At 72.0% G+C, this 20,353-nt stretch carries 19 protein-coding genes and 1 pseudogene; 8 read left to right on the top strand and 12 right to left on the bottom strand.

Features of this window, described 5'->3' with window-relative positions; genetic code table 11:
* The first annotated feature begins 258 nt into the window (after positions 1-258).
* The 4 genes and pseudogenes from mobA (at position 259) to ACQEVC_RS09360 (ending at position 1,568) form a co-directional block, all read left to right on the top strand.
* Positions 259-858: a molybdenum cofactor guanylyltransferase gene (gene mobA / locus ACQEVC_RS09345; protein ID WP_432891212.1), complete on the top strand. Its 600-nt coding sequence runs from the start codon at positions 259-261 to the stop codon at positions 856-858.
* On the top strand, positions 855-1,106 hold the full coding sequence (locus ACQEVC_RS09350; RefSeq protein ID WP_432875204.1) for a DUF6457 domain-containing protein: 252 nt from the start codon (positions 855-857) through the stop codon (positions 1,104-1,106). Before mobA ends, ACQEVC_RS09350 begins: the two co-directional genes overlap by 4 nt.
* A gap of 158 nt (positions 1,107-1,264) precedes the next feature.
* Positions 1,265-1,321, top strand: a pseudogene (locus ACQEVC_RS09355) (hypothetical protein); the annotation flags it as partial.
* 97 nt (positions 1,322-1,418) lie between these two features.
* Entirely contained in the window at positions 1,419-1,568 is a 150-nt protein-coding gene (locus ACQEVC_RS09360; protein ID WP_432875208.1) for a hypothetical protein, read from the top strand.
* Here the strand turns inward: ACQEVC_RS09360 and ACQEVC_RS09365 are convergent.
* From ACQEVC_RS09365 to ACQEVC_RS09380, 4 genes are all read right to left on the bottom strand, one after another.
* Entirely contained in the window at positions 1,543-4,950 is a 3,408-nt protein-coding gene (locus ACQEVC_RS09365; protein ID WP_432875211.1) for a S8 family peptidase, read from the bottom strand. The genes ACQEVC_RS09360 and ACQEVC_RS09365 overlap by 26 nt on opposite strands.
* A complete protein-coding gene (locus tag ACQEVC_RS09370; RefSeq protein ID WP_432875214.1) occupies positions 4,940-5,614 on the bottom strand; it encodes a hypothetical protein in 675 nt (224 codons plus the stop codon). Before ACQEVC_RS09370 ends, ACQEVC_RS09365 begins: the two co-directional genes overlap by 11 nt.
* Positions 5,615-5,616: 2 nt before the next feature.
* Positions 5,617-5,994 carry a PadR family transcriptional regulator gene (locus tag ACQEVC_RS09375; RefSeq protein ID WP_432875217.1) on the bottom strand — a complete coding sequence of 126 codons (378 nt, stop codon included), beginning with the start codon at positions 5,992-5,994 and terminating at the stop codon, positions 5,617-5,619.
* 94 nt (positions 5,995-6,088) lie between these two features.
* Positions 6,089-6,688 (bottom strand): PadR family transcriptional regulator, encoded by a 600-nt coding sequence (locus tag ACQEVC_RS09380; RefSeq protein WP_432875219.1) that lies wholly within the window; start codon positions 6,686-6,688, stop codon positions 6,089-6,091.
* Between the two features lie 82 nt (positions 6,689-6,770).
* Between ACQEVC_RS09380 and ACQEVC_RS09385 the strand changes: the two genes are divergently transcribed.
* The gene (locus ACQEVC_RS09385; RefSeq protein ID WP_432875221.1) at positions 6,771-7,670 is read left to right on the top strand and encodes an extracellular catalytic domain type 1 short-chain-length polyhydroxyalkanoate depolymerase; all 900 of its coding nucleotides are present in this window, start codon (positions 6,771-6,773) and stop codon (positions 7,668-7,670) included.
* 131 nt (positions 7,671-7,801) lie between these two features.
* Positions 7,802-8,908 (top strand): T3SS (YopN, CesT) and YbjN peptide-binding chaperone 1, encoded by a 1,107-nt coding sequence (locus ACQEVC_RS09390; RefSeq protein ID WP_432875224.1) that lies wholly within the window; start codon positions 7,802-7,804, stop codon positions 8,906-8,908.
* Positions 8,909-8,913: 5 nt separating this feature from the next.
* Here ACQEVC_RS09390 and ACQEVC_RS09395 read toward each other — a convergent pair whose 3' ends face one another.
* The 3 genes from ACQEVC_RS09395 to ACQEVC_RS09405 form a co-directional block, all read right to left on the bottom strand.
* On the bottom strand, positions 8,914-10,950 hold the full coding sequence (locus ACQEVC_RS09395; RefSeq protein WP_432875226.1) for a beta-propeller domain-containing protein: 2,037 nt from the start codon (positions 10,948-10,950) through the stop codon (positions 8,914-8,916).
* A 164-nt stretch (positions 10,951-11,114) separates the two neighbouring features.
* Complete coding sequence (locus ACQEVC_RS09400; protein ID WP_432875229.1) at positions 11,115-12,479, bottom strand: glycoside hydrolase family 6 protein; 1,365 nt, start codon at positions 12,477-12,479, stop codon at positions 11,115-11,117.
* 401 nt (positions 12,480-12,880) lie between these two features.
* On the bottom strand, positions 12,881-13,339 hold the full coding sequence (locus ACQEVC_RS09405) for an Lrp/AsnC family transcriptional regulator (RefSeq protein ID WP_318400033.1): 459 nt from the start codon (positions 13,337-13,339) through the stop codon (positions 12,881-12,883).
* Positions 13,340-13,445: 106 nt separating this feature from the next.
* Between ACQEVC_RS09405 and ddaH the strand changes: the two genes are divergently transcribed.
* On the top strand, positions 13,446-14,231 hold the full coding sequence (gene ddaH, locus ACQEVC_RS09410) for a dimethylargininase (RefSeq protein ID WP_432891216.1): 786 nt from the start codon (positions 13,446-13,448) through the stop codon (positions 14,229-14,231).
* Between the two features lie 30 nt (positions 14,232-14,261).
* Here ddaH and ACQEVC_RS09415 read toward each other — a convergent pair whose 3' ends face one another.
* A complete protein-coding gene (locus tag ACQEVC_RS09415; protein ID WP_432875232.1) occupies positions 14,262-15,473 on the bottom strand; it encodes an ABC transporter substrate-binding protein in 1,212 nt (403 codons plus the stop codon).
* Positions 15,474-15,518: 45 nt separating this feature from the next.
* Entirely contained in the window at positions 15,519-16,370 is an 852-nt protein-coding gene (locus tag ACQEVC_RS09420; RefSeq protein WP_432875235.1) for an alpha/beta hydrolase family protein, read from the bottom strand.
* Between the two features lie 119 nt (positions 16,371-16,489).
* Here ACQEVC_RS09420 and ACQEVC_RS09425 point away from each other — a divergent pair, with 119 nt between their 5' ends.
* Positions 16,490-17,095: a bacterial proteasome activator family protein gene (locus ACQEVC_RS09425; protein WP_346258129.1), complete on the top strand. Its 606-nt coding sequence runs from the start codon at positions 16,490-16,492 to the stop codon at positions 17,093-17,095.
* 73 nt (positions 17,096-17,168) lie between these two features.
* On the opposite strand, the gene ACQEVC_RS09430 is transcribed toward ACQEVC_RS09425, so the two are convergent.
* From ACQEVC_RS09430 to serS, 3 genes are all read right to left on the bottom strand, one after another.
* Positions 17,169-18,047, bottom strand: coding sequence for an HAD family hydrolase (locus tag ACQEVC_RS09430; protein ID WP_432875239.1), 879 nt, complete (start codon positions 18,045-18,047; stop codon positions 17,169-17,171).
* Complete coding sequence (locus tag ACQEVC_RS09435) at positions 18,047-18,868, bottom strand: HAD family hydrolase (protein ID WP_432875242.1); 822 nt, start codon at positions 18,866-18,868, stop codon at positions 18,047-18,049. Before ACQEVC_RS09435 ends, ACQEVC_RS09430 begins: the two co-directional genes overlap by 1 nt.
* Before the next feature lie 151 nt (positions 18,869-19,019).
* Positions 19,020-20,276, bottom strand: a complete 1,257-nt coding sequence (gene serS, locus ACQEVC_RS09440; protein WP_432875244.1) for a serine--tRNA ligase — start codon at positions 20,274-20,276, stop codon at positions 19,020-19,022.
* Positions 20,277-20,353: the final 77 nt, after the last annotated feature.

The following is a 20,353-nucleotide window of genomic DNA, read 5'->3' on the forward strand; positions in this document are numbered from 1 at the left end:
CCGCACACCGCCGTAAGCCCCGGTTACCGTTACCGGATGACCGCGATCGGGCCGCCCGCCGAACTCCAGCCGACGGGCGGAATCGAGTCACCCGCCGAACCCCCGGCCGGCGGAGTCGGGCTGCCCGCCGAACTCCATCCGGCCGGCGGAGTCGGGCTGCCCGCCGAACCCGAGCCGGCCGGCGGAGTCGGGTCACCCGCCGAGTCCGAGCCGGCCGGGTTCGCGGCGGTGGTGCTGGCTGGTGGGGCGGCCCGCCGGATGGGTGGTGCCGACAAGCCGGCGCTGCCGGTGGGCGGTCGCCCGATGATGGACCGGGTGCTCGCGGCGGCCGCCGACGCCGACCTCCGGATCGTGGTCGGCCCGGCCGGCGAGCTGCCGGCCGGCGTGCAGGCGACCCGGGAGCGACCGCCCGGCGGCGGACCGGTCGCCGCGCTCGCCGCCGGCCTGGCCCTGCTCCCCGCGACAGCGCCGCCCGACGCATCCGCCACCGGCACCGCGTCGCCCGACGCATCCGGCACCGTCGCGCTGCTAGCCGCCGACCTGCCACTGCTGACCACCGACGCGGTACGCCAACTGCGTACCGCGCTGTCCCGGGCTCCCGGTGCCGACGGCGTGGTCTACGTCGACGACACCGGACGGGCGCAGTTTCTCTGTGGGGTCTGGCGGGTTGCTCCGTTGCGGGCCGCGTTGACCCGGCTGGCCGCCGGCCGCGACGGCACCCTCACCGGTACGTCGATGCGTGCCCTGATCGCCGGGCTGACGGTGACCGAGGTGGCGTGGCGGGGGACGGGGCTGCCACCCTGGTTCGACTGCGACACTGAGGACGACGTACGCCGGGCGGAGGAGTGGATCAAGTGAACGCGATGGACCGCTGGGTGGCGGCGGCCTGTGCCGAACTCGATGTCGATCCCGGGCAGGTCGACGTGCCCCGGGTACTCGACCTGGCCCGCGACGTGGCGCACAACGTTCTCCGGCCCGGCGCTCCGGTCACCGCGTATCTGCTCGGGCTCGCGGTCGGTCGTGGCGCGGACCCGGCGGTCGCGGCGGCCAACCTCGCCGACCTGGCCGCCCGCTGGACCTCCGAGGGAGGCGGCGCCGACGCCTAGGGGACAGGAGGCAGGTCCGTGACCGTGACCCCGCTCTGGCAGTTCGCCACCTCGCCGAGGGTGCTGCGAGAGCCCTGGGGTAGGGCCTGCCCCACCGGCGATCTACCCGCTCACCGGCTGTCACCTGGGTCGTCGCCGTACTCGCGCCGGCCGGACGGATGTCCCTGTCGAACTACCTGGGTCAGTCGCTGCTCTGCGTGCTGGTCTTAACCGGCGTCGGGCTGGGCCTCGCCGGTGCCGTCGCACCCCCGGTCGTCGTACTCATCGCGGTCGCCGATCTACTGCGTGCAGCTCGCCGCCAGCGCGGCGTGGATGGCCCGGTTCCGGTACGGGCCGATGGAGTCGCTGTTGCGGGCCTGGACCGAGCAGCGGTGGTCAAAGCCTCTGCCGCTCGTCGACGGACAGCCCGCCGAGCTGTCCGTCGACGAACGGTGGGCTAATGAATTCGGTACGCGTGTGTGAGGGTCTGGATCGTCGTGTTGCCAGCGCTGTCAGTGGTGCTGGCCCGCAGTGAGACGTACCCGGGCCGGTTCGGGTGGACAAGTCTGGCGGTTCCGTTCCGGATGGTCGCCCTGTGCCAGGTCCGACCGTCGTCGTAGGAGGCGTCGACGGTCAGCCGCCGCACGTCGGCGTGCGGGGCGCCGGGCTGGCGTTGGACGGTGACCGGGATGTCGAACGGCCGGCCGGCCGGGGCCGAGTTGCCGGCGGAGAGGGTGGGGGTGAACCGGACCGCGGAGACCGGCAGCCGGGCGGGGACGTCGCCGTCGACGTGCCCGGACCGGAACGTCCACTCTGCGGTGACCTGGGTCGTCAGGTCGCTGACCGCCTGGGTGAGGTCGAGTTCCAGCCGGTATTCGGCGCGTCCGGCCGGCACCTCGAACTGGCTGTGGTCGAAGGTGTCGTTCTCCCCGACCAGCGCGCCGTTGCGGTACAGCCTGGTACGGGTCGTGTCCGGGACCGTGAACCCCGCGTGTCCGGCGCCGTCTCCGTAGAACGGTATGTCGACCAGGATCCGATCCCCCTGCCGGGTGACCCACTCCCCGGGCGCCTCGGGTTCGGGGAACGCCACTCCGTACGGTCCGGTGTTCCACCGGTCGCGGTACACCCGCCCGGCTCGGTACGTCACGGGTGCCTGGAGGAGGAGAAGCTGCGGGTCGATCAGCCCGGTGTCGTCGGGGACGCCGATGAGGATTTCGGAGCGCCACCGCACCTGGTCGGTGCTGTAGAACTCGACTCGGCGCCCGGAACGGGGCAGGGGCATCTCGTTGATCAGGTTGCCGTTGCCGTGCCCGTACTCGGGCGTGGTCTGCCGTACGCCGCCGCGCCCCGGCCCTGCCGGGCCGAACTCCTGCTGTACGGTCGCGAACTCCCCGGCCGTGTAGCGGCGGGTGTAGCCGGTCGGGAACCGGCCGGGAAACGGCTCGGCGACCGCATAGAGGTACGGGCTGTCGGCGAACGTTCCGTCCGGGCCGGGAAGCGCCCACTGGCTGGCGACCGCGCCGACGAAGTCGGGCGCGGCCGGTGCCGGGCCGATCTGCCGGCTGCTCAGGACCTCGAAGGTGGCACCCAGCAAGCCCCGGAATACGGAACTGCCCCCGTGGCGCCGTGTATACGACACCTCGACCAGCGCCGGTCGGGCGGTCGGATCGGGCACCGTCGTCCGGACCGGTTCAGCGGTACGGGCGTCCAGCACGACCGTGGTGTCCCTGTCGACGGTCACGATCGGCCGCACCAGGAAGGCGCTGTCGTGCTCGGGCTCGGCCGGACCGCGGGGGGTCCAGATGACCGCGTCGACCTGGTAGCTGCCCCGGGCGACCCGGATGGTGGCGGTACCGTCATCGTCCCTGGGCCACTCGTACACGTCCTGTTCGAGGTCGAACAGCTCCGGTGCGCTGAGGCCGGTGGGGGTACCGGTCTTGTCGATCGTGGTGACGGTGACGTCGTAGCTCTCGATCTCCTTCTCGACCCACAGCGGAGTGCTGACCACGGCCGAGCCGGCGGTGGCGAACAGGTAACCGGAATAGCGCCCGTCCGGACCGTCGACGCTGGTGTCCGCGACGACGGCGACTTCGGCATCGCTGCCTGCCGGCACGGTTACCGAGCGGCTGGCGGGCGTGAAGAGGCTGGTTGGTGCCGGCGAACCATCCGGGCCGGCGGCCTTGACGGTCAGGTCCAACGTCACCGCGTTGGGGCCCGAGTTGCGGTAGGTGACGGTCCGGACAACCGGCGCGTCGTCCTCGTGCGGCCACGCCGCCAGGCCGTAGCCGAGACTGACCGGGGTGCTGGTCACCGTGTGTGTGATCGCACCGGCCACATCTACGCGACCGGCACCCTGCTGGTCCGGGGTGAGATCGGGATTGGTTCTCGCCGAGCCGGTGAGGGCCGCCTTGAGGCGTTCGGCGGTCCAGCCGGGACGACGCTGGGCCAGGAGCACCGCCGAACCGGCGACGTGTGGGGTGGCCATGGAGGTGCCGGACGCGGTGACGTATCGATCGCCGACGGGGGTACCCAGCTCGGTGCCGGCGGCCCGGGCTGCGACGATGTCGACGCCGGGTGCGGTGAGGTCCGGTTTGACCGCGCCGTCGAGCCGAGGGCCGCGGTTGGAGAAGCCGGCGAGCTGGTCGGCCCGGTCGACGGCGCCGACGGTCAACGCCGCGTCGGCGCTGCCCGGCGAGCTGACCGCCCGGTCCGCGCCGCTGTTGCCGGCCGCGACCACGAAGAGGGTGCCGTACTCAGCGGTGAGCCGGTTCACCGCCTCTTCGATCGGGTCGATCTCCGGCGTGTCGGGGCCTCCGAGACTGAGGTTCACCACGGTTGCCCGCTTGTCGGCCGCGGCCCAGTGCATGCCGGCGAGGATCGCCGAGTCGTCGCAGAACTCGCCCGGGCAGACCTTGCCGGAAACCAGCGTCGCCTCGGGCGCGACACCCCGGTACCGGCCGCCCGAAGCAGCTCCGCTGCCGGCGATGGTGGACGCCACGTGGGTACCGTGGCCGGTCACATCGCCGTCGTCGGTGGCGTCGGTGAAATTGACCGAGTCGGCCACCCTGCCGGCCAGGTCGGGATGCCGGGCGTCGACACCGCTGTCGAGGACCGCGACGGTGACCCCACGGCCGGTGTATCCGCCCTGCCATGCGACCGGTGCGCCAATTTGCGGCACGCTGGTGTCGAGCGAGACCCGCCGTTTGCCGTCCAGCCAGATCCGGTCGATGCCGCCGGCGGTCTCGCCGCGCTGCGCCCGGTTTCCTGCGGTCACCGCGTTCCAGAAGGCGGTGGCGTCGGACTTGTCGGCGGTCATCGCCGCACCGGAGATGGCGGGCAGGTCACGGGTGACCCGGGCGCCCGCTGCGGCGAGCGTATCGCCGCCCCTGCGCGCGGCACCGGGACGGTAGGTGACAATCAGCGGCAACGTGCCCCGGGCGCCGTCGTGGTAGCCGGCCCGGAGCAGTCCGGCGACGTCGAAGAGCCGCCGATCGATCCCGCCCGTCTGGACCAGGGGCTGGGCGTCGCTCGGGACGACGTACACGCTGTCACGCTCGCGCCGGACCACGAACTGGATGTGGCCGCGGCTCCTGGCCGGCCGTACCGTGATCCTCTTCGCATCGGCGGACGGGACCGAAACCCGATCTCCGGTCAGAAGGGTGACCGAGAACCGCGTCGCTCCGCGCTGCTCGCTCGTCGTCCGCTTCCCTGGCGCAACGGGCGAGCCGGGCGTGCTGGCGGCGACCGGCGGCACCGAGCCGAGCAGTAGTCCGATTCCGAGCACCCCGGCCAGGACCCTGCCCAGTACTGCGGTGCCCTCCCGCGATCGGCGCACCGTTGCCGGTGCCCACACCTCAGGCGACACCGGAGGCCTCCGCTCGGGCCGGCCCGAGGGCAGGGGCGAGCGCCCAGCGTCGGGCCAGGACGATCGCCCCGCCGAGTGCGGCGGCCACGATCGCGGCCTCGACGGCAACGGCCGGCAAGGCCGTGCTGTAGTCGACCAGCGCGGCGAAGCCCATCACCACCGGGGTGGCCAGCGCACCGGCCAGCGGCACCAGCAGCGCCATCCGCGACACCGTCGGGCCGATCACCGCTGTTCCGCGCATCCCCCAGCGCACCGCAACCAGCGCACCGACCAGAACGAGCAGGGAGAACGCGAGGTACTGCGAAGTCAGCAGCCACGGACTCGGCTCCAGTGGCAGCGGTCTTTCCCAGAGGAGGATCCAGGCCAGGACCAACCCGGGGAGCGCGCCGGCGAACGCGGTCAGAAACAGCCGCCTGAACTCGTGTGGCACGCGACGCACCCCGGCCCCGGCCGCGAGAGCACGGAGGAACCCGCGGATGTCGGCACCCAGCAACTGACGCGGCGTCAGCCCCTCGGCCGCCGCCCCGGTCAACTCGCTCCGCAGGTCGTCGACGAGCCCCGCCCGGTCGGCCTCGATGACTCCCATGGCCCGCCACTCCCGGTCGGCGAGGGCCATGACCTCTTTGACCGAGATGTCGACGCTGCCTTCGGCTACCTTGCCCATGTTCACCCCTCGGTACTCGACGTCGAAGGCGCCACGCCCGCGAGCGTGGCGTTGATCATGTCCACCAAACCGGCCCACTGCCCGGCCCAGCCGTGCAACGCCTGGCGGCCCTGCGGCGTCAGGCGGTGGACCTTGCGGGCCGGTCCGCTCGGGCTGTCCTGGAGTTCGTCTGCCACCAAGCCGAGCCGACGCATCCGGGCGAGTAGGGGATAGACGGTGCCGTACCCCACCGCCTCCAGGCCCGCGGCGTTGAGACGGCGGACCAGTTCGTAGCCGTACGTCGGCGCCCCGGACAGCAACGCGAGCATGCACATGTCGAGCACCCCACGAAGCAACTGGCTACGCCGATCCGTGGCGGAGACGTGTTCGGCAACTATCATGCGACACATAATAGCCAGCTATTATGTGTCGTCAAATAGCATCGCGCTCCTCCGGCACCTGGCGCGTCCCGACGCTGGTCAGCCGGGCACGCTGCTAGGACAACTCCTCGGATCGGGGCCCGGGCTCCTCGCGCCGGAGCCGGCCGAGTTCCGTCATCCGCTCGGCCATCCACCGGCACCAGCGGATCCGGGGCGGTGTGCCGGCCAGCGCCAGCTCCAGGGTCGCGAAGGCGCCGAACTGCGGATGGAGTGGATCGTCCGCGTGCCGGGACAGCAGGTCGGCGTGCTGTTCCTGGAAGGCGTCCAGGCGGCGCTGGTACGTCTCGGCCTCGGCGAGATAGAACTCCCGCATCCCGTCCGGATCGGCGGCGGCCAGCGCGTACGTCTTGAGGAGCGCCTCGTCCCGGAACGCCCGGGGTGCGGGCGGCTCGACCAGCCAGGCGGCCAGCGTCTCCCGGCCGGCGGCGGTGAGCCGGTGTGTCTTGCGCTGCCGTGGCCCCGGCCCGGCCTCGGCGTCGTGTTCGATCAGCCCGCTCGCCGACAGCCGGGCCAGCTCGGGATAGATCTGGCTCTGCTGGGCGGTCCAGTAGTAGCCGATCGGCTTGCGCATCCGCTGGACCAGTTCGTAGCCGGTGAGCGGGCCACGGTGGAGAGCGCAGAGCAGGGCGTAACCCAGCGCACTGACGGTAGCCAAACTGTTATCTCCCGGAGCGGCAATGCTATGTCAATTTTGACATAGTCTCCCGACCAGCAACCGCACATCGAACGGGGAACTGATGCGCAGCGTTGGACGATCCATCCTGGCAGCGATCGCCCTCACGGCGGTCATCGGCACGACCACGGCCTGCGGTACGGACGACGACGCCGGTCCGGAGACCGACCCGGGTGCGTCCCGGGCCGCCCGTCCGGCGATCCCCCCGGCGCCCGGCGACCACACCCTGGCGCTCGACCGGGCCGGCGCGGAACGGAGCTGGGCGGTGCACGCCCCGCCCGGCTACCGCCCCGGCGCGCCCACCCCGCTGGTGGTGGCCCTGCACGGCACCGACCAGAGCCCCGACCGGCTGCGGGACACCAGCGGGCTGAACGCCCTCGCCGACACCGAAGGCTTCCTGGTCGCCTACCCGAAATCGCTGAACAGGCAGTTCAGCCGAATCGCGGAGCAGGGCGACGACATCAACTTCGTCCGGTCGCTGGTCGACAGGATGGTTAAGGAGTGGTCCGTCGACCCGGCCCGGGTCTACGCGACCGGGTTCTCCTCCGGCGCCGAGCTGACGTACGCGCTCGGGGTCGAGGCGCCCGAGGTGTTCGCGGCGATCGCGCCGGTCAGCGGGGCCTTCGCCGGTGGCCCTGCGGCCAGTGACCCGAACTACAAGCCGAGCCGGCCGGTCTCGTTGATTACCTTCATCGGCCGGGAGGACCGGAACGCCTCCCGGATGTACGGTGGGCTGTCCCGTTGGCAGAAGAATCTGGGCTGCACCGTGGGAACGCCGGTCTGGGTCGACGCGACCAGGACGGTGAACCGTACGACCAGCACCTGCCCGGACGGCAGCCGGGTCGTCGACTACACGGTGAACGGGATGGGTCACGCCTGGCCGTCGGCGAGCGGCTACCGGGCCGCCGTCGACGCCACCGCCGCGATGTGGGAATTCTTCGCCGCCAGTCCCCGCCGCCAGTGACGGTCTGCGCCGAGGGGCCTGTCCTCCGGGTACCCGGGACGGCCCCTCTAGTGTCTGATCGGGGTCCGCACTATCCCGGCCAACCGGCCGGCTGGGTAGGGTGTGCGGTGCCCTGACGGACGGAGGCGGTTATGGCGGCTGACAACCCTGAGGCGCCGGGGGACGAAGTGACCGAGGGGAGCCCGGCCGAGCACTACGAATCGATCCTTCTCGACGAACCGACCACCGCGGACCTCCGGGTGAAGGTGACCGAGGCGTGGCAGGAGTTCGCCCGGGCGCTCGCCGCCCAACTGCGCGGCCTGCCGACCGGTACGCAGATCGCGCTCACCCTCGACCCCACCGCCTCCGGCACCGGGGACGCCGTCTACTCGGTGAGCATCGGGATCGGCGAGGACGGCCAGGTCGACCTGCGGGCGGTGGGCAACGCCGCCCTGCCTCAGGGGTACCGGCTGGACCGGGCCGCGATCGCCGACATGATCGCGCTCGGCTGGTCGCCCCCCGGCGTGCTCGAGGGCTCCGGTGGGCACTTCGGGATGCGGGCCAGCACCAGCGAGGCGGTCCGGCTCGCCGCCACCGTGTCGCGGACCCTGCGCGACGTGTACGGCGCACCACACCCGGCCTTCCTCGTTTTCCTGGTCCACGACGAGGAAGACGAGCCGCTCGCGGTCGAACCGCTCGGCACCGCCCGGCCCGAGGTGGCGGCGGACCCGACCGCCGACCTCGACCTCGACGAGGCGCTCGCGGCGGCCCGGGCCGCGCAGAGCGGCAACGACGCGCTGGCCCTGGAGGACCGGGTCCGGACAGTGGTCTCGGCGATGCTGAAGTCGTCGGCGGACCAGCTCCAGGTCGACTCCGACGGCGACATCGGCATCCGGGCCGGCTCGGCGATGGTCTTCGTCCGGGTCCGGGACAACCCTCCGCTGGTCGACGTCTTCTCCCCGGTGCTCACCGAGGTCGAGCCGACCGAACAGCTCTACGTCAAGCTCTCCGAGCTGACCAATCGGATGCCGATCGGCCGGCTCTACTGCACCAACGACACCGTCTGGGCGTCGATCCCGGTCTTCGGCCGCAACTTCCAGGCGACCCACCTGATGCTGGCCGTACAGGTGATGACCGGGCTCGCCGACGAGTTGGACGACCGGCTGCACGGCGAGTTCGGCGGCCGGCGGTTCTTCGGCGAGGGCGACAAGCCGCAGCACCGGGGCACGGGCGAGCACCGCACCGGGATGTATCTGTAGTCCTCCTAGATGCGGATCACGCCCAGCGTGCCGAGGGTGCCGAGGTCGGTCGCCTTGATGGCGCTGTCGGAGATGGTCCAGAGCACTCCGTCGACCATCAGGGAGCGGCGGATCATTCCGCTCTGGTTCGTGCTTCGGGCCTCGGCGTGCTCCACCAGGCCCGCCTCGGTGAAGCCGCCGTCGGTCACCCGCAGCACCAGTGCGCCGCCGCCGGGCACGCCCTTGCCGTCGATGCCGGCTGCATCGTGCGTCGTCAGCGGCACCACCAGCGTCCTGGTGGCCGGCCAGTAGAGGAACGCGTGCGGGTCGAACTCGGCCTCGGAGTGGCCGTACCGGACGTGGTGCTGGGCGATCCGGGTCGGCCTGGTCAGGTCGGAGACGTCGAAGAGGGAAACCTGGCTGCCCTCGGTCCGCCCCTGCCGGTTGGCCTCCTGGCCGACCCCGATCAGCCGCCCGTCCCCGATCGGGTGCAGGTACGACGAGTACCCGGTGATCTTCAACTCGCCGGTGACGGTCGGCTTCCGGTGATCGCGCAGGTCCACGGTGTAGAGCGGATCGGTCTGCCGGAAGGTCACCACGTAGCCGGTCCCCTCGGCGAACCGCACGCTGTAGATGCGTTCGCCCTTGCCCAGCCCGGTGACCCGGCCGGTCTCGGTCAGCGTCCGCCCGTCGGCGCGCAGCACGTACACCGCTGAGCTGGACTTCGGGTTCCGTCCCCAGGTACGCCCGCTGGTGGTGGCCACCCGGAGGTGTCCGTCCCACTCCGACAGCGCGTACTGGTTGACCAGCCAGCCGGGCACGGTGGCGGCGGTGACGTAGCGGGGCCGGTCCGGGCCGGAGATGTCGAACTGGTAGATGTCGGTCTGCTCGTCCTTCGGCTCGGGCGCCCGGTCGCCGGAGGTAAGCGCCGGCAGCACGCGCCAGCGCTGGTCACTGGCGAGGTAGAGCCGCGACCCGTTGCTGTAGACGGTCTCGCCGTCGGCGGCGACCGTCACCGGGTCGCCGTCGCCGAGGCTGGCGGCGCCGAGGTCGAAGCTGAGCAGGGTGACCAGCGAGGTGCCGGAGTAGACCGCCGGCCGGCTCAACCGGTCGCAGCCGACCCGCCCGGTGCTGGTCTGCCCACCGGTGCTGGTCTGGTAGCGGGGCAGCCAGGCGTCGATCGGTGCCTGATCCACGATCTTCCGGTTGGCGGCGAGGTTCTTCTTCTCGTCGACCGGCCCCGCTGCCTTGTTCAGCGGGAAGTCGAGCCGGGGCCAGGAGCGGACCACCACCCGGACGGTCGGGCCGACCTGCCGGGCGTCGACCAGGCCGCCGTCCATCCGGTAGTCGCCGACGATTTTCGGGGCGCCGGCCAGGTCGACCAGGATCAGTCGGGGGCCGACGATGGCCTGCTGCTGGTCGTCGGCGGGCGGTACGCCCGGCCGGGCCCGCCGGCTCCGACCGGGGTCGACCACGCCGTGCTCCCGGGTCAGCACCAGCGCCCGGTCGCCGTGCAGCAGCAGGTTGGTCTCGGCCCAGCCGAAGTCCGGGCCGGAGTCGAGCTTCAGGGTGCCGGTCAGCCGCCGGCTCGCCGGATCGATCACCCGCAACGTGCCCTGGTCGACCGTCACGATGCGCCGGCCGTCGGTCTTCACCAGGTCCGGCTCGTCCACTCCGGCCTCGTGGGTGTTGGTCCCCGAGTGGCCGGATCCGGCGCCGGGTGCGGCGGCGTTGTCCCGGGCGGTCCCCGCGTCGGCGCCGGCGGCCCGCTCGGCACCACCGTCGGTGGCCTGGAACGCCGGCTCCATGGAGCCGCCCGGCAGGCCGTACGGCCCGACGTACGCCCTGGCGGCGGCGCGGAGCCCGGCCAGCGCGCTCGCGCAGGAGTCGAAGGCGACCAGCCGCAGCCCACCGGCCGGTACGCCGGTGTCGGGCGACGGCTGCGGCGGAGTGGGATCCGGCTCGGAGGTGCAGCCGGTCAGCAGCATGCCGGTCAGCGCCAGGCCGGCGACGAACGCCGTGCCGACGGTGGCGCCGGATCGAGTTCCCCGTTCGGGTGTCATGCGCGGTTCGACGCGCCGACCCGCGTCCACGGTTCCCGGCCCCGGTCACCGGTCCCCGGACACGCCCCTGGTGCGGCCGACGTCGGTCGACCGCACCAGGTCTCCTACCGGGCTGCTGCCGGGTCAGATCCTCCAACGGAGCAGGGCGAGAGCCGTCCGGGGGATCACAGCGGCGGGTAGGCGTTGCGGAGTAGTTCCTGGAACTGGGCCTCGAACCAGTGCCCGGAGAGCGGGGCGTCCGGCAGGGCACCGGACATGTTGTTCTGGTTGCGCGGGTTGCCCTCGTACGTCGGGTCGCACATCCGGTCGAAGCCCTTGCCCTCGTCGTTCTGGATCTCCCGACTGGCGCCGTCCGACTCGCCCGGCGGCTTGATCCAGACGTACGCGTCGATGCCGCTCTCGGGAGACGCGGTCGGCCGCTCGCCGATGCCGGCACCGGACTGGTTGCACCAGTTGCCGAGGTGGATCCGGCGGTCGATGCGCGACTCGTTGACGAAGGTCTCCGGGTCGGTGGAGGTGCTGGCCTGGGTCGGCCGGTCCGGGCCGCCCCAGCCGTTGCGGGAGGTGTCGATCAGCATCCCGATGTCGTCGTTGAAGCCGACCGAGACCAGCTCGTCCCGGTACGCCTGGGCGTACGACAGCTCGTCGACGTAGCGGTTCCAGTCGACGAAGGTGCTGGCCTCGCGAACCGGCCGGCCGCCGACCACGGTGTCGGCGTCGAAGAACTCCTCGCGCAGTACGCCGTAGTTGGCGGTGTTGCTGATGAAGCCGTGCACGTCGTCCACGGTGGCGCCGGCGGCGGTCGCCGCCTCGTGGAAGAGCTCGGCGGCCGGGCCGAAGTTGTCGTCCCAGCCCAGCCAGCCGTGGTGGCCGATGTCGATGTAGTTGTAGGTGTTCTCCAGCGAGCCGAGCTGGGCCAGCGCGTAGCCGACACCCTCGACGTAGTTGCCGTTGGCCAGCATCTCGTCGCACTCCGGCGTCGCCGTCTCCCGCGAACCCACGTTGGTGATCAGGTTCGGCAGCGAGTCGATTTCGATGATGTTGACGATCCGCAGGCCGGCATAGGCGGGGTCGCCCATGATCTCGACGATCGGGTCGATGTACTCGGACTTGTAGATCTCGATGTCGTCCGGCCCCAGTTCGCCGTTGGAGGCGAGCGCGGCGCAGTCCCGGCCGGGCAGGTTGTAGATGACGATCTGGATCAGGTCGGCGCCCTGCTCCACCGCCGTGTCCAGGTGTTCCCGCAGGCCACGGGCGCCCTCGGTGCCGGTGATCGCGGCGCGGCGGTCCATCCAGACCCCGGTGGGCTGGTCGGCGATCGCGGCGCCGCCGCTGGCGGTGGCCTTCGCGGCCCAGTCCGGGTTCACGTAGACCGTGGCCCCCTCGTAGGGGTTGTCGACCCGGGGGGCGGCGCTGGCCTGGCTGGCCTGACCGACCAGCAGACCGGAGACGAGGGTGAAGACCGCGGCGGCGGCCAGCCCGCGACGGGCCGGCGACCACGTACCCCGGGCTAAGGGGTTGGTGTGCATCTTGATTACTCCTCGCGACGATGGCATCCACCGTTCGCCCTGGTGGGGCGTGACGGCGGCACATTCGGATCGGGTGGTGCGGCGCGGTGCCCGCTCCGCGGTAGCGGGTTCCGGCCTGCGGTCGCCCATTTCCTGAAATCGGCTGCCCTGGGCGACGTAATGTTCTTGCCCGGCTCGCGACTCAAGTACCAATTGATGGCCATCATTACATGGGAACGCTCCCACCGCAACCGGAAGGAAACAGGGCAGAAACGTACCTTCGCAACCTCCCCTTGCGGTCCGTGGTCGCCGCAGGTGGAAGCGGGGGCGAACGCGCCGCGCTGTCCGGGTTGAAAAGGTTCGATGCCAACGTGATCGAATGCCGCATCTGCCCCCGGATGGTCGCCCGGGGGCGCTCCCGGTCAGGCCGGGGCGGCCACCACGGTCGGCGAGTCGACCAGCCGGGACAGCACGATCATGCTCCGGGTCGAGGTGACGAAGGGCTCGGCGCGGAGCCGTTCGAGGGCCTGCTCCAGGTGGGCGATGTCGGCCGCCCGCAGGTGGACCAGTGCGTCGGCCTCGCCGGAGACGGTGTAGGCGGCGACCACCTCGGGATGCCGCCGGGTCGCCACGGTGATCTGGGTCGGGGTGGTCCGCCCGGTGCAGAAGAGTTCCACGAACGCCTCGGTGCTCCAGCCGACCGCCGCCGGGTCGATGACGGTGGTGAATCCCCGGATCACCCCGGCCGCCCGCAACCGGTCGACCCGGCGCTTCACCGCCGGCGCGGAGAGCGAGACCCGGGAGCCGATCTCCGCGTACGAGGCGCGGGCGTCGGCGACGAGGGACGCAATGATTCGCTGGTCTACGTCGTCGATCTGCAACGTTCCGCCTCTCTCAGGCAACGGTTCTGGCTGTTAGTAAACCTGTACCGTACCTACCCTTGGATCCGTGAACCAGCCGAGGATCCCCAGAAAGCGGACATATCTCATGTGTCCGCCGGAGTACTTCACCGTGGAGTACGCGATCAACCCGTGGATGGACACCGCCACCCCGGTCGACCGGGAGTTGGCGGTCAAGCAGTGGCACGGGTTGCGGGAGGCGCTGCTCGGCCTCGGTCACACGGTGCACGAACTCGCTCCCGAAGCCGGCCTGCCGGACATGGTCTACGCGGCCAACGGCGCCCTCGTGGTCGACGGCACCGTCTACGGCGCCCGGTTCCGGCACCCGCAGCGGACTCCCGAGGCGGCGGCGCACCGCTCCTTCCACGAGGCGCGGGGCGCGCGGTTCGTCGCGCCCGCCGAGATCAACGAGGGTGAGGGCGACTTCACCTACCTGCCGGAGGCGCACGGCGGCCTGATCCTGGCCGGGTACGGCTTCCGGACCGAGCCGGCCGCGCACGCCGAGGCGCAGGAGGTGCTCGGCCGACCGGTCGTCTCGCTGCGCCTGGTGGACCCGCGCTTCTACCACCTGGACACCGCGCTGGCCCCGCTCGACGACGGCAACATCGTGTACTTCCCGGAGGCCTTCTCGGTCGCCGCCCAGCGGGTACTGGCCCAGCTCTTCCCGGACGCAATCCGCGCCGACGAGGTCGACGCGTTCGCGTTCGGGCTGAACCTGGTCAGCGACGGCCGGCACGTGGTGCTCAACAGCGAGGCCAGTGGGATGGCGGCCAAGGTCGCCGCCGCGGGCTACCTGCCGGTCCCGGTCGAACTCTCCGAGCTGAAGAAGGGCGGCGGCAGCATCAAGTGCTGCGTCGCCGAGCTGCGCGACTGAGCCCGCCCTGCCGGGACGCCGTCCCGGCGGTCAGCCGAGCGTCGCCAGCTCGTTGATCAGTACGTTGGAGAGCACCTGCCCGTCCAACTGCACCTCGCGCAGATACCACTTCTGCTGCGGCGTACGCGGCTGGTTGAACTGCCACGGGCCGCGCGGGCTGTCGATCTGCCCGATCCGGCCGAGCGCCAGGTTGAGCTGCAACGGGTTGAGGTTCTCGCCAGCGATCCGGATCCCCTTGCCGAGCACCTGCGCGGCGTCGTAGGAGGCCATCGCGTAGGTGGTCGGGGTCGAGCCGTGCGCCTTGCGGAAGGCGGAGGCGAACCGGCGGTTGGCCGCGTTGTTGAGGTCGGCGGAGTAGTTGAGGGAGGTGACGATGCCCTCGGCCTCACGCGACCTGAGCTGCCCGAGCACCGGCCCCTCGGTGAGGAAGCCCGGCGCGTAGATCGGCTTGCGGTAGCCGGCCTGGCGCAGCTTCTTGAGGAACTCGACCGCCGAGTCGCCGGAGAAGAAGCAGTAGATCGCGGCGGGATCGCGGTTGACCAGTTGGGTGATGTACGGCGCGAAGGCGTTCCGGGGCGGCTTGCCGGGGAAGTACTCGGTCCAGATCACCGGGTCGGAGATCCGCTCGTCGGACTCCCCGAAACTCTGCCGGAAGCCCTGCACGGCGTCGAGACCGGCGTCGTACTCCGGAGCGATGATCGCCACCCGGCCGTTCGCACCGACCTGCTCCTTGACGTACGGTGCCAGCGCCCGCCCCGGCTCGTCGTTGATGTACGACGTACGCCAGATGTAGACCACGCTCTGCAACGTCGACGGGGACGCGTTGGAGCCGATCAGCGGGATCTTCGCCTGTTCCACGGCGTCCCGCAGGCCGAGCATGACCGCCGAGTTGACCACTCCGGTCAGCGCCAGCACCCCCTGCTTGACGAGCTGGTCCAGGGCGGCCCGGCCGGACTCGGGCGTCTCGCCCTCGTCGGCGACGACCAGGTCGACCGGATGCCCGCCGAGCCGCTGGTCGTTCAGGTCGAGATAGAGCTGGAACCCGCGCAGCATCTCGTCGCCGATCGGCTTGTAGACGCCGGACTGGGCGACGATCATGCCGATCCGCACCGGTTCGTCGCTGATCGGCTCCTCGGTTTCGAGGCCGTCCGACCGGCCGCACGCGGCGGCCAGCCCGGTGGCGCCGAGCGCGCCGAGCGAGCCCAGCAGCTTGAGCGCTCGTCTGCGGTCCATCTGCGACACGGATCCCTCCCGGAGCGGCGTTGGGAGCGCAGCTCTCCCGGGGTTCTACCGGGAACGCGGTGCTGCGTCAATGCCGCCTGATCTCCCAGTTAGCCAATGTAACTCGGCCAGTACAACTGTCCACGCGCGGGACAGTGGGTCGATCAGCCCGAAGTGCTCGTATTCGGGCAGCTCGACGAAGCGCAGGTCAGTGCCGTCGGCCCTGGCAGCGTACCGGCGGCTCGACGCCACCGGTACCTGCTGGTCCAGGGTTCCGTGCACGATCGAGGTCCGGACCGGGGGTGCCGCCGCCCGGGCCGGGTCGGCCGCCGCGTACCGGTCCGGCACCTCCTCGGGGCCGCCGCCGAGCAGTGCGGCCACCGCGCCACCGTCCAGATCCAGCCGGTACGCCTCGGCGAGGTCCAGCACCGGGGCCAGGGCGAGCACCCCGCGTACCCCGGCCGGGGCACGCAGCGCGGCCCAGAGCGCGAGGTGCCCACCGGCGGAGTGCCCGAGCAGGATCGGCGGGCCCGGCGCCATCCGGCCGGCCGGCAGTACGGCCCCGACCAGCCCGGGCAGCGCGGCGACCCCGGTCGCGACGTCGTCGAAGGTGCCCGGCCAGCCCCCGCCCGGCTGCCCCGTCCGGCGGTACTCCAACTGGGCCACCGGGTAGCCCCGGCCGGCCAGGTCCGCCGCGAGCGGTCCGGTGTGCCGGCGGTCGTACTCGGCCCGCCAGAAGCCGCCGTGCACGACCACCACCAGCGGTCGGGCCGGACCGGCGGGTGCGGCGGGCAGGCGCAGGTCGGCGACCTGCTCGGGGTCGGCACCGTACCGCAGTCGCAGGTCGGGGGGCGCCGCCGGCCGATCGAGCACCTCCCGCGGATCGGCGGGTGGGGCGGCGGGACGGTCTTCGGCCATGGTGCCGACCGTACGGCGCGGGCGCCGCCACCATGCCCGGGAGGCGGCGCGGCACCGCGCACGCTCGCCGGGCGGTGGGCGGCGCGTGTCGCGGGAGGTCGTTGCGGGAAGATGGGGGCATGACCGACGTGCCACGTTCCCAGGAAGACAACGACGACTCGGCTCCGGCGGGCAAGCGCCCTGGCGGCGGCGCCGTGCTGGTGGTCGGCCCGGACGGGCGCCCGGTCGGCACCGTGCCGACCGACGGCGAGACGCCCGGCGAGGACCCGTCGCGGTTGATCGAGCAGCCGGCGAAGGTGATGCGGATCGGCAGCATGATCAAGCAGTTGCTGGAGGAGGTCAAGGCCGCGCCGCTCGACGACGCCAGCCGGCACCGGCTGCGGGAGATCCACCAGCGGTCGATCGTCGAGCTGGAGGACGGGCTCGCCCCGGAACTGCGGGAGGAGCTGGAGCGGCTGTCCCTGCCGTTCGGCGAGGACGCCGCGCCGAGCGAGGCGGAGCTGCGGATCGCCCAGGCCCAGCTGGTCGGCTGGCTGGAGGGGCTCTTCCACGGCATCCAGGCGGCGCTGGTCGCCCAGCAGATGGCGGCCCGGATGCAGTTGGAGCAGATGCGTTCCGGCGGGCGTCCCGCGCTGCCGATGGGCCCCGCCGGCACACTTCCCGGCATGCCGGGCGGCAACGCCGGGCAACCCGGCGAGGGCCCCGGCCCCGGCCAGTACCTCTAACCCCCGACCACCGACCGGTCCCGGCCGGGCCAGAAACACGAGCCCGGCCGGGCCGGAACCAGAGCGCGGCCGGTCAGGCCGGGCCGGCGATCCGGTCCGCGGCGTGGCTGCCCGGTCCGGCGGCGTCGGCGCCGCCCGCCGGGTCGGGGTCGAGCAGCGCCTCCAGGTACGCCGCCACCCCGTCCTCCTCGTTGCTCGCCGTCACGTCACCGGCGATCTCCAGTACGGCCGGATGCGCGTTCGCCACCGCCACCGCCCGGCCGACCCAGGTCAGCATCGGTACGTCGTTCGGCATGTCCCCGAAGGCGACCACGTCGGCGGCGTCCACCCCGTGCCGGGTGCAGTACCAGGCCAGCCCGGCAGCCTTGGTCACCCCGGCCGCCGAGATCTCGATCAGCCCGCCGTACGACGAGTGGGTCGCCTCGGCGAGCCCGGCCAGCGCCCCGGCCACCACCCTCACGAAGACGTCCGGGTCCTGGGCGCCGGCCCGGGCGAGCAGTTTCACCGCCGGTACGGCGTGCAGGTCGGCCGGACTCTCGATCATCCGGATGTCGGGGTAGCCCTGGTCCCAGCTCAGCGGATAGTCCACCTCGTGCCGGATCTCGCGGCCGTCGGTCACCTCCACCGCGAAGGTCACCCCGGGCACCTCGGCGCGGAGCCGCTGGACCACCTCGGCGAGCAGGTCCGGAGCGAGTGGATCGGCCCGGAGCACCTGGTCGGCGACCGGGTCGTAGACCACCGCCCCGTTGGCGCAGACCGTCGGCAGCGGCTGGCCGAGCTGGTCGTAGACGTGCTGGAGCCAGCGGATCGGGCGGCCGGTCACCAGGACCACGCCGACGCCCTCGGCGGAGATCCGCGAGATCGTTTCGACGGTACGCGGGCTGACCGTCTTGTCCGCCCGCAGCAGCGTGCCGTCGAGATCCGTGGCCACCAGCCGAGGTAGTCGTCCCATCAACGCGAGAGTAGTCGATCGAGGTAGACCGCGACCCCGTCGTCGTCGTTGCGCAGGGTCACCTCGTCGGCGGCCCGCCGCACCGTGGGGTGGGCGTTGGAGACCGCCACCCGGGCCCAGCCGGCCCACTCGAACATCGGCAGGTCGTTGGGCATGTCCCCGAAGACCAGCACCTCGGCGGGGTCGACGCCGAGGGTCTGGGCCACCACGGCCAGCCCGGTCGCCTTGTCCACCCCGGGCGGGCAGATCTCGATGAAGCCGAGCCCGGCCTGGGTGATCGAGGCCTGCTCCGCCGGTACGAGCCGGCGGGCCGTCGCGAGCAGGGTGTCGACGTCGTGGTCGGGGGTGCGGGCGAAGGCCTTGATCACGTCGCTGCCCAGGCAGTCGAGCCGGGTCCGCGCCTCGAACCGGTCCTGGTAGGGCCAGGTCGCGTCGAAATCACCCCAGAGCGGGGCACCCGGCGCGTCCAGCGCCTCGACCATCACGGTCATCGGCCCCACCTCGGCCTCCAGCACCCGGAGCAGCTCGGCCAGGGACGCACCGGGCAACCGCTCGTCCCGCAGGATCACCGGCCCGGCCGGGTCGGTCTGGTCGACCACCCGGCCGCCGCCGGCCATCACCAGGAAGTCGGCGGCCCGGATGTCGTTGCGGGTGAGCTCGGCCAACCGGGGCCCGCGACCGGTGGCGCCCACCACCGGAATGCCGGCGGCCCGGACCCGGTCCAGCACCTCGTGGGTGTACGCCGAGACGGTCTCGTCGGTGCGGACCAGCGTCCCGTCGAGGTCGGTGGCGATCAGCTTCGGCAACCCGGGTCGGGGCATGGCTCCTCCTCCACCCCGCCGCCCGCCAGGCTCGGAGAAGTCGCCGGAACTGCTGCTACCGGGTCAGCTGGCGGTGACGGGGCAGCAACCGTATCTCACCTTCCGGGGTGGCTCCATGACATTTGTGTGAAGTGCTCTTCACCGGAGGGCTTCACTTCGGTTCGAGTACGTCCCGGCCGCCGAGGTACGGCTGGAGGGCCTTGGGGACCCGTACCGAGCCGTCCGGTTGCTGGTGGTTCTCCAGGATCGGTACCAGCCATCGGGTGGTGGCCAGGGTGCCGTTCAGGGTCGCGGCCGTCTGCGGGCGGCCCTGATCGTCCCGGTATCGCACGTTCAGCCGCCGGGCCTGGAAGGTGGTGCAGTTGGAGGTCGAGGTGACCTCCCGGTAGCGGCCCTGCGACGGCACCCACGCCTCGCAGTCGTACTTGCGGGCCGCGCTGCTGCCCAGGTCACCCGCTGCCACGTCGATCACCCGGTAGGGCAGTTCGACCTTGGCGAGCATCTCCTCCTCCCAGGCCAGCAGCCGGAGGTGCTCGTCGTGCGCCTCCTCCGGGCGGCAGTAGGAGAACATCTCGACCTTGTCGAACTGGTGTACCCGCATGATGCCCCGGGTGTCCCGGCCGTACGAGCCGGCCTCCCGGCGGTAGCAGGACGACCATCCGGCGTACCGGACCGGCTCGGCCAGGTCCAGGATCTCCCCCGAGTGGTACGCGGCCAGCGGCACCTCGCTGGTGCCGACCAGGAACAGGTCGTCGGCCTCCAGCCGGTAGACCTCGCTGGCGTGCGAGCCGAGGAACCCGGTGCCCTCCATCGCCTCCGGCTTGACCAGCGACGGGGTGATGGTCGGGACGAAGCCGTACTCCACGGCCTGGGCGACGGCGAGTTGCAGCAGACCGAGCTGGAGCAGCGCGCCCACCCCGGTCAGGTAGTAGAACCGGCTGCCCGATGTCTTCGCGCCACGCTCGACGTCGATCGCCCGCAGTGCCTCGCCCAGCTCCAGGTGGTCGCGCGGGTTGTCGATTTCGGGCCGGGTGCCGACCTCGCGGAGCAGCACGAAGTCGTCCTCGCCGCCGGGCGGGGTGCCCTGCTCGACCACGTTCGGGATCGCGTACTGCGCCCGGCGCAGCGCCGCCTCGGCCACGCCGACCGCGGCCTCGGCCGCCTTCACCTCGGCGGAGAGGTCCTTGGTCCGGGCGAGCAGTCCGGCCTTCTCCGCCGGGTCGGCCTTCGGCATCCGCTTGCCGAGCTGCTTCTGCTCGGCCCGGAGCGCCTCGAAGCGCCCGACCGCCGACCGCCGCGCCTCGTCGGCCCGCAGCAGGTCGTCGACCACGGACTCGGACTCGCCACGGGCACGCTGGCTGGCACGTACGGTATCCGGATCGTCGCGGAGCAGACGCAGGTCAATCACGGGAACCGAGCCTACCGGTGCGCGGCGGGGCAGGTGTATCGAGATACGCCCGGCCGACGCACCGGCCGGTCGGGGCG

The organism is Plantactinospora sp. CA-294935, from assembly GCF_050936445.1.
Lineage (GTDB): Bacteria > Actinomycetota > Actinomycetes > Mycobacteriales > Micromonosporaceae > Plantactinospora.